Source organism: Ferrigenium sp. UT5, assembly GCF_045866295.1.
Lineage (GTDB): Bacteria > Pseudomonadota > Gammaproteobacteria > Burkholderiales > Gallionellaceae > Sideroxyarcus.
In genome coordinates, this window is sequence record NZ_BAAFRY010000033.1 from 1 (window position 1) to 12,665 (window position 12,665).

12 protein-coding genes and 1 pseudogene are annotated in these 12,665 nt (G+C 57.3%); 3 read left to right on the forward strand and 10 right to left on the reverse strand.

The window, feature by feature from the left end:
- Nucleotides 1-126 precede the first annotated feature (126 nt).
- From ACKTSJ_RS10345 to ACKTSJ_RS10390, 10 genes are all read right to left on the reverse strand, one after another.
- The gene (locus ACKTSJ_RS10345; RefSeq protein ID WP_407899960.1) at nucleotides 127-786 is read right to left on the reverse strand and encodes a DUF2231 domain-containing protein; all 660 of its coding nucleotides are present in this window, start codon (nucleotides 784-786) and stop codon (nucleotides 127-129) included.
- Between the two features lie 41 nt (nucleotides 787-827).
- Nucleotides 828-1,265, reverse strand: a complete 438-nt coding sequence (locus ACKTSJ_RS10350) for a DUF411 domain-containing protein (RefSeq protein ID WP_407899962.1) — start codon at nucleotides 1,263-1,265, stop codon at nucleotides 828-830.
- Between the two features lie 16 nt (nucleotides 1,266-1,281).
- Nucleotides 1,282-4,437: an efflux RND transporter permease subunit gene (locus tag ACKTSJ_RS10355; RefSeq protein ID WP_407899964.1), complete on the reverse strand. Its 3,156-nt coding sequence runs from the start codon at nucleotides 4,435-4,437 to the stop codon at nucleotides 1,282-1,284.
- Nucleotides 4,434-5,861, reverse strand: a complete 1,428-nt coding sequence (locus ACKTSJ_RS10360; protein ID WP_407899966.1) for an efflux RND transporter periplasmic adaptor subunit — start codon at nucleotides 5,859-5,861, stop codon at nucleotides 4,434-4,436. Before ACKTSJ_RS10360 ends, ACKTSJ_RS10355 begins: the two co-directional genes overlap by 4 nt.
- On the reverse strand, nucleotides 5,851-7,161 hold the full coding sequence (locus ACKTSJ_RS10365) for a TolC family protein (RefSeq protein ID WP_407899968.1): 1,311 nt from the start codon (nucleotides 7,159-7,161) through the stop codon (nucleotides 5,851-5,853). Before ACKTSJ_RS10365 ends, ACKTSJ_RS10360 begins: the two co-directional genes overlap by 11 nt.
- 65 nt (nucleotides 7,162-7,226) lie before the next feature.
- The gene (locus ACKTSJ_RS10370) at nucleotides 7,227-7,580 is read right to left on the reverse strand and encodes a copper-binding protein (RefSeq protein ID WP_407899970.1); all 354 of its coding nucleotides are present in this window, start codon (nucleotides 7,578-7,580) and stop codon (nucleotides 7,227-7,229) included.
- 145 nt (nucleotides 7,581-7,725) lie between these two features.
- The gene (locus ACKTSJ_RS10375) at nucleotides 7,726-8,106 is read right to left on the reverse strand and encodes a DUF2946 domain-containing protein (RefSeq protein ID WP_407899972.1); all 381 of its coding nucleotides are present in this window, start codon (nucleotides 8,104-8,106) and stop codon (nucleotides 7,726-7,728) included.
- A gap of 39 nt (nucleotides 8,107-8,145) precedes the next feature.
- Nucleotides 8,146-8,934 (reverse strand): hypothetical protein, encoded by a 789-nt coding sequence (locus ACKTSJ_RS10380; protein WP_407899974.1) that lies wholly within the window; start codon nucleotides 8,932-8,934, stop codon nucleotides 8,146-8,148.
- Nucleotides 8,935-9,010: 76 nt separating this feature from the next.
- Nucleotides 9,011-9,184 (reverse strand): hypothetical protein, encoded by a 174-nt coding sequence (locus tag ACKTSJ_RS10385; protein WP_407899976.1) that lies wholly within the window; start codon nucleotides 9,182-9,184, stop codon nucleotides 9,011-9,013.
- Nucleotides 9,185-9,236: 52 nt separating this feature from the next.
- A complete protein-coding gene (locus tag ACKTSJ_RS10390; RefSeq protein ID WP_407899978.1) occupies nucleotides 9,237-9,581 on the reverse strand; it encodes a hypothetical protein in 345 nt (114 codons plus the stop codon).
- A gap of 154 nt (nucleotides 9,582-9,735) precedes the next feature.
- Here ACKTSJ_RS10390 and ACKTSJ_RS10395 point away from each other — a divergent pair, with 154 nt between their 5' ends.
- From ACKTSJ_RS10395 to ACKTSJ_RS10405, 3 genes and pseudogenes are all read left to right on the forward strand, one after another.
- A complete protein-coding gene (locus tag ACKTSJ_RS10395) occupies nucleotides 9,736-10,569 on the forward strand; it encodes a DUF6502 family protein (protein ID WP_407899980.1) in 834 nt (277 codons plus the stop codon).
- The gene (locus tag ACKTSJ_RS10400) at nucleotides 10,566-11,759 is read left to right on the forward strand and encodes a DUF5666 domain-containing protein (RefSeq protein WP_407899982.1); all 1,194 of its coding nucleotides are present in this window, start codon (nucleotides 10,566-10,568) and stop codon (nucleotides 11,757-11,759) included. The genes ACKTSJ_RS10395 and ACKTSJ_RS10400 overlap by 4 nt, the downstream gene beginning before the upstream one ends.
- 175 nt (nucleotides 11,760-11,934) lie before the next feature.
- Nucleotides 11,935-12,495: pseudogene (locus ACKTSJ_RS10405) on the forward strand (helix-turn-helix domain-containing protein); the annotation flags it as partial.
- Between the last annotated feature and the right edge of the window lie 170 nt (nucleotides 12,496-12,665).

Consider the following 12,665-nt stretch of genomic DNA (forward strand, 5'->3'; position numbering starts at 1 on the left):
CCGTGCGTATGGACTGCGCGATGAAGAATATCTGCGGCTGAAAATACTCACGTCCATGCTCCCGAGGCTCTAAAAAACATGAAATTTACCCACACTCTTTCACGAAGACCCCAAATAAATATGAAGTTAATCCGTGTGCGGCGGCGTTCCTGGTGCATGGGTATGCCCAACTTTTTGAGGGGTCGTGCCTTGGATAGCCGTCGCGGGCGTTGAACTGGATGAAGCTTCATCCAGCACCGATTCATCGTGGCCATGCAGATGACCACCCTCATGAAGTGCGGCTTCATCTGGCATCTGCATGTCACCGTGAGCGTGTGGATGATCATGCCCCGCCGTTTTGGGCAAAGACATCACGCCTAAGCCATAACGGTACACTAGCTCGCCACCATGCCATGCGGTTGTCATCATCAACAGCCATGCCAGCATCAGCAAAATCAGAAAGTTTGGCGATTGCTTTTTTTCAGCTCGACCACGCCACAAATCCAAAACCGAAAGTGCCAGCAATACGGCCAAGGTGACGAGTGCCCAGTTGCGATGCACAGTCATCGCCGCATGGCTGATCTCATCGTGATCAACACTGTTGTAAGCGAACCAACCGAATACGGCAGACATCAGGGCAAACAACACCGCACCCCATAACATCCACCGTCCTGCCATCAAAATCAACGAAGCGTAAGGTTTTTTATTCGAAAGCGCACCGACGGCAGTAAAGGCTAATGCCGACGTGATAAACGCGATGGGGAAATGCACCAATACAGGGTGAAAATTGGGAATGATTTCAATCATGCTCGCCTCCTGAAATTGCAGTATTTTTCATCGCTGTTGTATTACTCAACTGAAAATACATAAGGCTGTTTTCCGTCTTTCGGCACGGCATAGATGGTCAATGTTCCTTTTTTCATCTCGCCCATACCGGGTGAATTCATCGGCATACCGGGCGCGCTGATGCCGACGATATTGGGTTGCTCTTTCAGGAGCTTGCGGATTGCCGCAACAGGCACATGTCCTTCAACCACATAGCCGCCTATCAATGCCGTGTGGCAACTCGCAACATCTGCCATGCCGTAGCGTTTCTTAATCGCGCTCATATCAGTTTCATTTTTTGCCTCCACCACAAAACCGTTTTCGCGCAGATAGTCCACATACTTTTCGCAGCAGCCACAGGTTGGACTTTTGTGTACCGTGATGATTGGCAGTGCCTGCGCCGCCCCCATCCACGTCAGGGTAAGGGTTAGTGCAAGCAGGAGTTGATTGAATGATTTCATGTTGTTCCTTTCTGTTTTATGGCGTTGCGGTAGTTCGTTTTGCGTTGCGTTTTTCCTGCATGAGCAGCACCGAACCGTAAATGACCGGCAGCACCAGCAGAGAAAGAATGGTCGAGGTCACCATGCCGCCGATCATCGGTGCCGCGATGCGCTGCATGACTTCCGACCCGGTGCCGCTGCCCCACATGATCGGCAGCAGCCCGGCGATCACCGCGGTGGCGGTCATGGCGATGGGGCGCACGCGCTGGGTGGTGCCGTCCAGCACCGCCGCCGTGATGTCGGCCGCGTCCAGCACACCCGATTTTTCGGCGCGACGGCGGGCGACGGCCTGGTCGATGAAGGTCAGCACCAGCACGCCAATCTCAGCGGATACGCCGGCCAGCGCGATGAAGCCGACCGCTACCGCCACCGACATGTTGTAACCGAGCAGCCAGATCAGCCAGAACCCGCCGATCAGCGCGAACGGGATGGAGATCATCACCACGGCAGGTGCGGTCAGATTGCGGAAGTTGAAATACAGCAGCAGGAAAATGGTCAGCAGGGTCAACGGCACCACCACTTTCAGGCGCGCGGCGGCGCGTTCCATGTATTCGAACTGGCCGGACCAGACCAGCGAATAGCCGGCGGGCATCTTGACCGTGTCTTCAACCTGTTTTTTCGCCGCCGCCACGTAACCGCCGATATCGCTGGTTTTGATGTCCACATAGATCCAGGCGTTCGGCGTGGCATTTTCCGTTTTTACCGAGGGCGGGCCGCGCCGCAGTTGCAGATCCGCCACCAGCGACAGCGGAATCTGCGCGCCGGTCGGCGTCGGTATCAGCACGCGCTTCAGCGCTTCGATGTTGTCGCGCAGTTCACGCGGATAGCGCAGGTTCACCGGATAGCGCTCCAGTCCTTCGACGGTTTCGGTGACATTCATGCCGCCAATAGCCGACTGCACCACATCCTGCACCGCCCCCACCGTCAGTCCGTAGCGTGCCGCTTCTTCGCGCTTGATGTCGAAATCCAGGTAATACCCGCCCGCCGCCTTGTCGGCGAAAGCCGATAGCGTGTCCGGCAAGGTTTTCAGGGACTTTTCGATGTCGCCGGCCACCTTTTCCAGCACGTTGAGATCGGGGCCGGAAACCTTGATGCCGATCGGTGTCTTGATGCCGGTGGACAGCATGTCTATGCGCGTCTTGATCGGATAGGTCCAGGCGTTGGCAACCCCCGGAAACTTGATCGCCTTGTCCATCTCGCTCATCAATTCCCGGGTGGTCTTGTGCGGATCCGGCCATTCGGTTTTCGGTTTCAAGCGGATGGTGGTCTCGATCATAGCCAGCGGCGCCGCGTCGGTGGCGGAATTGGCGCGACCGACCTTGCCGAATACATGGTGCACTTCGGGAAACGTCTTCAGTATCTTGTCGGTCTGTTGCAACAGCTCCTTCGCTTTGGTGATGGAAATGCCGGGATAGGTGGTCGGCATGTACAACACATCGCCTTCATCCAGCGGCGGCATGAATTCCGAGCCGGTCTTCATCACCGGATAGATGGTCACCGCCAGCAGCAGCACGGCGATCAGGAGGGTGGCGCGGCGCCAGTGCATGGCGATCCCCAGCAACGGGCCGTGCAACCGTTTCAGCCAGACGTTGAGGAAATTGTGTTCCTCGCCGGGTATCTTGCCGCGGATCAGCAAACCCATCAGCACCGGCACCAGCGTGATGGCCAGCAGTGCGGCGCCCGCCATCGCATACGTCTTGGTGAATGCCAGCGGCGAGAACAGCCGCCCTTCCTGCGCCTGCAACGTGAATACCGGCAGGAATGAAACGGTGATGATCACCAGCGAGAAGAACAGCGCGGGCCCCACCTCTTTTGAGGCGCGGGCAATCGCTTCCCATCTCGCGGTCAGGTTGTTTCTTTCCTCCCCGGCGAGATGTTCGAGGTGCTTGTGCGCGTTTTCGATCATCACGATCGCGCCGTCTATCATCGCGCCGATGGCGATGGCGATGCCGCCCAGCGACATGATGTTGGCGGACAATCCCTGCCAGCGCATGATCATGAACGCGATCAGGATGCCGATCGGCAGGCTGATGATGGCGACCAGCGCGCTTCTGGCGTGCATCAGGAAGAGCAGGCAGATCAGCGCGACCACGATGGATTCCTCGATCAGCTTGTCCTTGAGATTATCCACCGCACGTTCGATCAGATTGCCCCGGTCATACACCGGCACGATCTCCACGCCTTGCGGCAATCCTTTTTTGAGATTTTCGAGTTTTTCGCGCACGCGTTCGATGGTGGCCAGCGCGTTTTCACCATAGCGCATCACCACCACGCCGCCGGCCACTTCACCCTCGCCGTTGAGTTCGGCCAGCCCACGGCGCAATTCCGGGCCGAGATGGATGTTGGCCAGCTGCTTGAGGTAGATCGGTGTGCCGTTCGCGTCCACGCCGACCGGGATGACTTCAAGGTCATGCAATCCCTTGAGATAACCTGATGCGCGTACCATGTATTCGGTCTCGCCCATCTCCACCAGACGTCCGCCCACATCGTTGTTGCTCTGCTTGATCGCCTGTTTGACCCGGGCGAGCGGGATGTTGTAGGCGAGCAGCGCTTCCGGCTTGACCTCGACCTGGTACTGCTTGACGTAGCCGCCGATGGAGGCGACCTCGGCCACGCCGTCCACCGTTTGCAGCGGATAGCGCAAATACCAGTCCTGGATCGAGCGCAGTTGCGCCAGGTCGTGGTTGCCGGTCTTGTCCACCAGCGCGTACTCATACACCCAGCCCACGCCGGTCGCGTCCGGTCCCAGTTTTGGGGCGACATTGGCGGGCAGGCGGTCGGCGGCGTAGTTCAGATATTCCAGCACGCGGGTGCGCGCCCAGTACATATCGGTGCCGTCCTCGAAGATCACGTACACCATGGAAAAGCCGAAGAATGAATAGCCGCGCACCACTTTCGTCTTCGGCACCGACAGCATCGCCGTGGTGAGCGGATAGGTCACCTGGTCTTCCACCACCTGCGGCGCCTGGCCGGGGAAGCCGGTGAAAATGATGACCTGCACGTCGGACAAGTCGGGAATGGCATCCAGCGGCGTGGACTTCATCGCCTGCCAGCCCGCGAACGAGATGAGCAGCGTTGCGATCAGCACCATGAAACGGTTCTTGATCGAGAGGTTGATCAGGGCGCGGATCATTGCGGCGCTCCCGTGTCGTGCGGCGACACTTCATTGGCAGGCTGTTGCAGGGTCTCCAGCATCTTCGCCGTGGCTTCCTTCAGCTTCGATTCAGAGTCGATCAGGAACTGGCTTGATGACACCACCTGTTCGCCTTCCTTCACGCCGCTGACGATCTGCGTCTGACTGTTGGCGGCCACGCCCAGTGTGACGGTGCGTGGTTCGAAACGCCCCGGTGCGCGCTGCACGAACACTTGAGCCTGCGTCCCGCTGCGCACGATGGCTTCGCTCGGCACGGTCAGCGCATCGACCGTGCGTCCGGCCTGCACTTCCACCTGGCCGAACATGTCCGGTTTAAGCAGCAATCCGGGGTTGGCGAATTCCAGCCTTGCCTTGACCGTGCGCGTCTTGGCATCAAGGTAGGGATAGATGCGGGTGAGTGTGCCGCTGAAGGTGCGACCGGGTATGCCGGCGACCTGCAAACGGGCGCGATCGCCTTCGCGCACCCAGGGCATGTCGTCCTCATACAGATCGACCATCACCCATACCTGCGACAGGTCGGCGATTGCATACAGCTCGGTGTCCGGCATGATGCGCTGGCCTTCGCGTGCGCCGATGTTCATCACGATGCCGCTCATCGGCGAATGGATGTGCACTCCCTTGAACACTTCGCGCGTCTGCTTGAGCTGTTCGAGCTGGTGTTCCGGCAGATCGAGCAGGCGCAGCCGTTGTTCGGACGAGGCAAGCAGACTCTGCGCGCCCTGGCGCACATCGGCGAACGGACTGTCCTTGAGCTTCTCCGCATTGTCCAGCGCCAGCAGATATTCTTCCTCGCTGGGCACCAGTTGCGGCGAGTAGATGGAGAGCAGCATGTCGCCTTTTTTCACCGCATCGCCGGTATTGGTGATGAACAGTTTTTCCACCCAGCCATCGTATTTCGGATGCAGGCGCAACAGGCGTTCCTCGTCCACCGTGACGCGGCCGCTGGTGCGGATGCTGCGCGACAGCGTGGTGCGCTGAACCGCCCGCGTGCGCACACCGATGTCCTGCACCATCACCGGGTCGATGCTCACCGTACCGGGCAGCGATTCAGTCTTTTCTTCGGCATACACCGGGATGTAGTCCATGCCCATCTCGTCCTGCGCCGGTACTGGCGAGGTGATCGCCGGGTTCATCGGATTGCGGTAGAACAGGACCTTGCGTTCCTTCGATGCGTCATCATCGGCATACACCGGGATGTAGTCCATGCCCATCTCGTCCTGCGCCGGTATCGGCGAGGTGATCGCCGGGTTCATCGGGTTGCGGTAGAACAGGGGTTTGTTGCCCGCTGCCGGATTTTTTGATTCGCTGTTTTGTTGCGGTGTGCCGGCCAGCCAGTAACCGCCGCCCGTGCCGACCAGCAGTGCGCCACCAATGGCAATGGCGAGTATCGTCTTATTGTTCATCTGTGTTCTCCTTGGGTGCAGGCAGCGGTGCACCGACCGCCGCTTGTAGATTTGCCAGCGCCTGCCAGCCGTTGCTGATGGTTTTCCAGTATTGGGTTTCGTAGTTGTAGAGCGTGACTTGCGCGCGCGCCAGATTGAGGAAATCCACCTTGTTCACCTGATACGCGGCGCGCATGGCGGACACGGTCTGCTGTGCCTGCGGGATGAGACCGCCCTTGAACAGTGCGGCCTGTTCGCGCGCGGACTGGTATTCCGCCAGCGCCTGTTCGATCTGAACCGTCACCTGCAATACGCTGTCCTGCAGTTCGTAATCCTGTTGCTGCCTTTCGGCCTTGCGCTGGGCGACCGCCTGTCCCTGCCGGCTGTCGGCGAACAGCGGCAGGTTGATGCCGAGCGTGACGCTGGCCAGATCGGCGCGGGTTCCGCCGGTCGGGTTGTTGCCGCTGCGGAAGCCGTAAGCCAGGCCCAGCTTGAGGTCGGGGTAATAGTCTTTTTCCGCCAGACGGGTGCGCGCCTCGGCGGCATCCAGCAGCTTGCGCCGGGTGGCGAGCAGCGGGCGCGCTTCCTGCGCCAGTGCAATCAGTTGTTCGCGAGCGGCGACCGGCGGCAGGGCTTCGGATGCCTGCCCCGGCAAGGTGATTGCGGTAAAGGCTTGGCGTCCCAACAGGGCATTCATGCGTGCCGCCATGTTGCGGCGCGAAGCGCGCAGGCTGAGCTCCATCTCCAGCAGTTTGGACAGTTCGACTTGCGCCAGCAGCACATCGGACTGCATGCCGAGTCCAGTGCTGTAACGGGTTTCCGCGATGGTGTTTAGTTGTCGCATCCAGGCCTGATTGCGCAGCACGATGTCCAGCGCACGGTCGAGATAGAACAGGCTCCACCAGGCGCTGCGCACATTGCGTTCCAGCAGTTGACTTTGTTCGAGCACATCCTGCCCGGCCGCCTGTGCTTCGCTGTCGGCTGCCTGTTCGCGCAGACCCAGCTTGCCGGGAAAGGGCAGCGTCAGGCCGATGCCAATCTGTCTCTGCGTCATTGCCTCTTGCGATCCAGAGAACGTGTCGGTCGGAAAACTAAGCGCATTCAGCGACAGCGTCGGATCGGGCAGGGTAGCCACTTGTTCGGGCACAGCCGCCAGCGCCTCGGCGCGCGACTGCCGTGCCGCAAGCCCGGGATTGGCGGCCAGTGCGAGTGCCACGGCCTCGTCCAGTTGCAGCGGGGGGGGCGTTTCCGCCTGCGCCGTCTGCATCAGCAAAGGTGCCAGCAGCAAAGCGAAAGCGAAATTCTTGATCGGGTTTGTCATTCGGTTGTCTCCAGTCGGAGGCGGCCGCCGCCAGGTTTGGCGACTGCCGCACAGCCTGGTCTCGATTATTTTTGCGGTGTGATGTGCGTGACGAAATACCTGCGCGGCCCTTCATTGACCACTTCGAACATCACGTTCTGACCGGGCTTGAGGTCTTTCAGGATCGCGGCATCCTTGACCTTGAAGTCCATGGTCATGCCGGGCCAACCGAGCGACTTGATCGGACCGTGCGTCATGTTGACCGTGTTGTGCTGCAGATCGATCTTGTTCACCGTCCCATGTCCCCTGTGGGTCTGGGCAACATGCGCATCGGTTTGATGCATCTCGGTCTGGGACATGTGTTGCATATGATCGACTGCCAGTGCGGCAGTGGAAGTGGCAAGCAGGAATGCAGCGATGCTGAAGGTTGCAAATTTCATCTTTAATCTCCTTAAAAATCGGATCGTGCGAGCGGAATGGCAGGGGGTGCGCTGACGCTGCCAATGCAGCGCGCAGGCGCAAACCGGCGCGGACAGGGCAGGACGAAGATCAGCTTATGGAAACGACAGACGGACTCGCCCCGCGTCAGGCGCGAGCGAGAGGAGGCGGAACGAGCGGGGCGGAAGTGAAAGAGCTGAATACAACCAAGAAAGGAGTGATCTCCAGAGAAGCTGCTTGCTCGGCGGTCGTTCCCGCGCTGGGGGCGACCAAATAGCCGGTGCAGGCCAGATGGCAGATGCCGCATGCACTGCATGAGGTGTCTTGCTGGTCGGCTACGGTAGGCGCTTCGCTGTGATGCTGATGATGTTCGCTATCCGCGTGCGAAATTGCCGTTGATGCGGCAGCTTCGTGGCAGGTGCCGCGTTGCAACTGCATTGATACCGATGCGGCGAGCGCACTGCCGGTGAATATCGGCAGCCACAGCAGCATCAGAACAGCAACGAATTTTCCGGTTAGGCGAGACATGGACGGATTGTGGCAAAGTGAAGAGTGATAGTCAATCGGCTAGTAGCTTAAGTTCAGCATTGCACCCATGCCAAGATCAGGGCTATTGTCGGTGTAGCCTTTGAGTAAATACAACTGGATTCGGGACTGATCTGAAAGGTTGTAGTTGATGAAGGCGAGCAATTCTGAAAAATTTGCCGTGCCGTCTATCAAACTTTGCCGGAAGTCGTAAGCCAGTCCGATCCGTGTGGTTTGCGAGAGTGAATAACCGGCACCGACAGAGGTGAACCATGGATTTTTGAAATTGATTCCGGCGGGGTCACCCATCATGCGCCAGCCGATTGTGCCGAACAAATCAGTATCTTCAAAATACTTCGAAAAGTCAGCTTGAACCGAGTAGTCATTCTTGCCAGTTCCCAGACCTTTAGTGCTATCTGCCGTGCCGAACTTGATGTTGCCCGCCAAGTCGATCGCCCAGTCTTGCTCTGTGTTCGTATAGATATTTTGCGTGGCGGACAGCACAACATCGCCTAAGCCGGCAGTCGTGCGGCGCGAACCGTTGGTTCCGCCGCTCGTGCCGCCATTCATCTGAAACTGATTTCCAATTGCACCGATGACGCCGCCAGCACCGGTAATGCGTACATAGGGGACGGTCAGGCTGAAAGACGTGCTGTCTTGCCGATAACTGGTGGTGACAGGAAAGAACCAGACACTGGTGGAGGTGGCTGTCCCATATTTCCCGCTGGTGTATTCGGAGCCGATCGAAAGATTAAATGTGCCTTCGGCATGGGCAGAAAAAGAGAGGATTGCGGCAATCGCGATCCATCCAGACGTGATTATTTTTTGCATACTGTTCCCATATCATTTGTTTTAGCGAAGCCCACGGCGGTATTTCGCCGTTGGCTTCTTGGTGTGTCATACCGAATCAACTTTGGTGTGGTGCTGGTTCGCTCACCGGTTTGGTCGATTCGCCGCTGGGCGGGGTGGCTTTCGTTTCTTCCGCCTTGCCATGATTCATCATGCCATGCATTCCATGCTCGCCAATCAACATGCAGCCTTGAAATGAAACCAGCAGCAATAGGCTTATCAGATATTTCATTCGGTTTCTCCAATAAATAGAGCCACCCTGTGTCGGATGGCTCTATGAGTAGTTAGTTGCGCTGCGGTGCGGCTTGTTCGGGCTGAGCGTTTTCCATCGAACCATGCTCTGTGTTGTTGTGATTTGAAGGCTTGTTTTGTGTGCCATGTGTTGCATGATGTTTATTGGTAGCAGTGTGGTTCATCGCAGTGCCTGCTGTCTGGCCATGCCCCATGCCCGCCCCGCCGACATTGCCAGCGCCCATGCTGCCGCGCATAGAGCCGGCATCCATAGTGCCCGCACCGGCGCCCATGCTGCCTGCACCCATATTGCCAGTACCGGCGCCCATGCCTGCGGCAACTGCCACAGTAGATACAGCGAACATCATGCCGGCGACCATCAATGATTTACGTTTCATGCTTTTCTCCTAAAGGTAAGTTTGAGTTTATGTTGCGTGGAAATAATTTCCACGGAACGAATATTGAGTGGGAAAAAATCCCACGTCAAGTATTTTGTGGGATATAATGCGCAGCGATCAAATGTCGTTACTTTGTTAAGTTGTCACTGTTCTTATGAGCCAAGCAAGTCTGTCACCAGTATTGGTACGTGCCATCACGCGGGTCATGCGCCCGCTGGTGCGACTCATGCTTGCCAGCGGAATCACTTATCCGTTTATTGCCGAGTTGCTCAAGGGTTTGTTTGTCGAGGTGGCGGACAAGGAATTCTGGCTCGATGGAAAGCCTTCGACGGATAGCCGCATCAGCCTGCTGACGGGAGTGCATCGCAAGGACGTGAGGCGGCTGCGCAATCAGGAATTGGCTGCGGACATGTCCATGCCTGAAGTCATTTCCGTGGGGGCGCAGCTCGTGACAGCCTGGCTGGAACAGCCGCCATTTGTGGATGCCGATGGGCGCCCGCGCCCGTTGCCTCGCCTGTCGAGTTCCGATGGCGAGGTGTCATTTGAACGTCTGGTGATGAGTCGCAGCAAAGACATCCGGGCGCGTGTGGTGCTTGATGAATGGCTGCGCTTGGGCATCGTTAGTCTGGACGACAAAGACCGTGTAGTCCTCAGTACAGAAGCCTTTATTCCCAAAGAAGGACTGGAGGAAAAGCTCTACTTCTTTGCGCACAACCTGCATGATCATGCCGCTGCTGCCACTCACAACCTAGTGGGCGATGGCGCGCCTTGGCTGGAGCGCAGCGTCTATTACGATGCATTATCCCAATCCAGTATCGAAGAATTGAACACACAGGCACAGCAGTTGAGTGCCCATATGCTGAAAACACTTAACCACTCCGCGATGCGTCTGGAGACACGAGATGCGCAAGATTCCACACCACATCAGCGTTTTACCTGCGGAGTGTATTTTTATAGCGAGCCGACTTCTGGAGAAACGACAAAATGAGCCCATTACGCTATGCCCTTGTCCACGCATTGAGATCGGTGTGTTTGTGCTTGATCATCATGCCTCACATCGTGTTGGCCGCGTGCATCGAAGCAGAAGGCGGAATCGGCGGAACCGGGATGCCACTGATTAACAATCAAGTTGCAGGCGAGGGTGGTATTGGCGGTACGGGCGCACAAGCCAATGGCGGTATAGGTGGAACGGGGATTGTTGGAACCATCACCGGATTTGCCAGTGTTTGCATTAACGGTCTGGAAGTGGATTTTGACGATGCAACGCAGGTGAGCAGCAACGGGAATGCGGCAGGAATTCGTAATCTGGCGGTGGGGCAGGTGATTGCCATCGACGCTGTTGACGGGCCGAAACGATTGCTGGCCCACAAAATTGACATTCTGAATGCAGTCGAAGGGCCGGTGACTTCGATCAACCCCAGTGCCGGTTTAGTCGAAGTTATAGGTCAAAAAATCAGGCTGAGTGATGCAACACTGCTTGGCGGTATCGCAGCCGTTCAGGAGATAAGCGTCGGTATGCCGCTTAAGGTGAGCGGCTACAGAAATGCGGATAATGAAATTATCGCCACACGCATAGAGATTGCGCATGGCAAGGCGGATGCCAGCATTGTTGGCATGGTTGCGCGGGATAGCTCCGGGCATTTTGTTGTTTCAGGCACACCGGTTCAGGCAAAGGAATCAATGCTGGTGGCTGGTGCGGAAGTTCTGCTCAAAGGTAAATGGGATGGGCGGCAGTTCAATGCGGAAAGCGCACAGCATGACCCTTCCCTGTATTTTGCCGGGCACGTCAGGCAGGTGGTGGTCGAAGGCTTGCTTATTGATCGCATGGGAGGACAGCAGATGAAAATCAGCGGATACGATATCGATTATTCAAGTTCAACATCCGTTGCCGGCGGGGGCATAGAACAACTCATCCAGGGGCAACGGGTTCGTGTAACAGGTCGAATACAAGCGGGCCGTCGTTTGCAGGCGAATCATATCGAGATAATGCAACGTCCTGATGTGCTTGGCCGCATGTCTGGCGTTATGCATGACGGGAAAGATCACAAGAACCAGCACGGTGAAGCGCAGCCCATGCCCGATCGGATGAGAAATAACATGCCGTCTCATCCGGACCCATTGCGGCAGCCTATGCCTGCCATGAGTCCGAATCGACCGATGCCGATGATGAACCACTGATTTGCCCGAAATACCGATGGGGAACCATGTGACAAGGTAGTATTTTTCTTGAGTGGCATTTATCCATGTGAGCCCCAAATAGTAATGTCCGCTTTCTCCCAAGTAGAAATGTCCGCTGGTGACTAAACTCACCCCTGTTAAAAATAGAGGCGGATATTTTTAAAATGACAAACTCATGAGCCAGAAAGAAGTAAAACGGTCACAAGTATTGGATAGGTTGAAAGCGGGCGAAATCAGCCAGCAGGAAGCGGCGTGGCGAATGGGCATCACTCCGCGCCAGGTGCGCCGATTGGCCAAGTGCTACCTGCGTGAAGGCTGGGTCGGATTAACCAGCAAGAAGCGCGGCAGAGCCTCGAACCGGCGGCTGGATGAAGTCTTCCGAGCCACGGCCATCGAACTCATTGGCGCGCATTACCGTGACTTCGGCCCGACCTTGGCCTGCGAGAAGCTCGCCGAATTACACAGCCTTCATCTGTCCGTCGAAAGCACCCGTCAGATCATGATCGGTGCGGGCTACTGGAAGTCCAAGCGCGGCGGTACGGTGTGCGCGCACCCGATGCGCGAGCGGCGAGCCCGGTTTGGCGAGATGATCCAGATCGACGGCAGCCCCCACGACTGGTTTGAAGGGCGCGGCGAGTATTGCACGTTGCTGGTGTTCATCGATGATGCGACCGGCAAGCTCACCCAACTGCGCTTTATGCCGACCGAGACCACGCTGGGCTATATGCGGGTGCTGCCATTCATGGAGAAGGTGTTGCGCGCGTCGCGGCGGACGATGCCATTCATGGCGGAGAACACTAGTGTCCGGTTAAATACGATCCCATGACTCTGGAACCCTTATTTGATGCTGCATTTGGAGATTTTTATAGTGTCTCCGACTTGAACGGCGAACAGTCCTTCGTGCAA

What these genes read in the sequence shown, in the direction of transcription:
- ACKTSJ_RS10400 (WP_407899982.1), top strand. Translation starts at nt 10,566, where the DNA reads ATGAGCCCATTACGCTATGCCCTTGTCCACGCATTGAGATCGGTGTGT.
- ACKTSJ_RS10370 (WP_407899970.1), bottom strand. Translation starts at nt 7,580, where the DNA reads ATGAAATTTGCAACCTTCAGCATCGCTGCATTCCTGCTTGCCACTTCC.
- ACKTSJ_RS10395 (WP_407899980.1), top strand. Translation starts at nt 9,736, where the DNA reads ATGAGCCAAGCAAGTCTGTCACCAGTATTGGTACGTGCCATCACGCGG.
- ACKTSJ_RS10365 (WP_407899968.1), bottom strand. Translation starts at nt 7,161, where the DNA reads ATGACAAACCCGATCAAGAATTTCGCTTTCGCTTTGCTGCTGGCACCT.
- ACKTSJ_RS10385 (WP_407899976.1), bottom strand. Translation starts at nt 9,184, where the DNA reads ATGAAATATCTGATAAGCCTATTGCTGCTGGTTTCATTTCAAGGCTGC.
- ACKTSJ_RS10390 (WP_407899978.1), bottom strand. Translation starts at nt 9,581, where the DNA reads ATGAAACGTAAATCATTGATGGTCGCCGGCATGATGTTCGCTGTATCT.
- ACKTSJ_RS10375 (WP_407899972.1), bottom strand. Translation starts at nt 8,106, where the DNA reads ATGTCTCGCCTAACCGGAAAATTCGTTGCTGTTCTGATGCTGCTGTGG.
- ACKTSJ_RS10380 (WP_407899974.1), bottom strand. Translation starts at nt 8,934, where the DNA reads ATGCAAAAAATAATCACGTCTGGATGGATCGCGATTGCCGCAATCCTC.
- ACKTSJ_RS10345 (WP_407899960.1), bottom strand. Translation starts at nt 786, where the DNA reads ATGATTGAAATCATTCCCAATTTTCACCCTGTATTGGTGCATTTCCCC.
- ACKTSJ_RS10350 (WP_407899962.1), bottom strand. Translation starts at nt 1,265, where the DNA reads ATGAAATCATTCAATCAACTCCTGCTTGCACTAACCCTTACCCTGACG.
- ACKTSJ_RS10360 (WP_407899966.1), bottom strand. Translation starts at nt 5,861, where the DNA reads ATGAACAATAAGACGATACTCGCCATTGCCATTGGTGGCGCACTGCTG.
- ACKTSJ_RS10355 (WP_407899964.1), bottom strand. Translation starts at nt 4,437, where the DNA reads ATGATCCGCGCCCTGATCAACCTCTCGATCAAGAACCGTTTCATGGTG.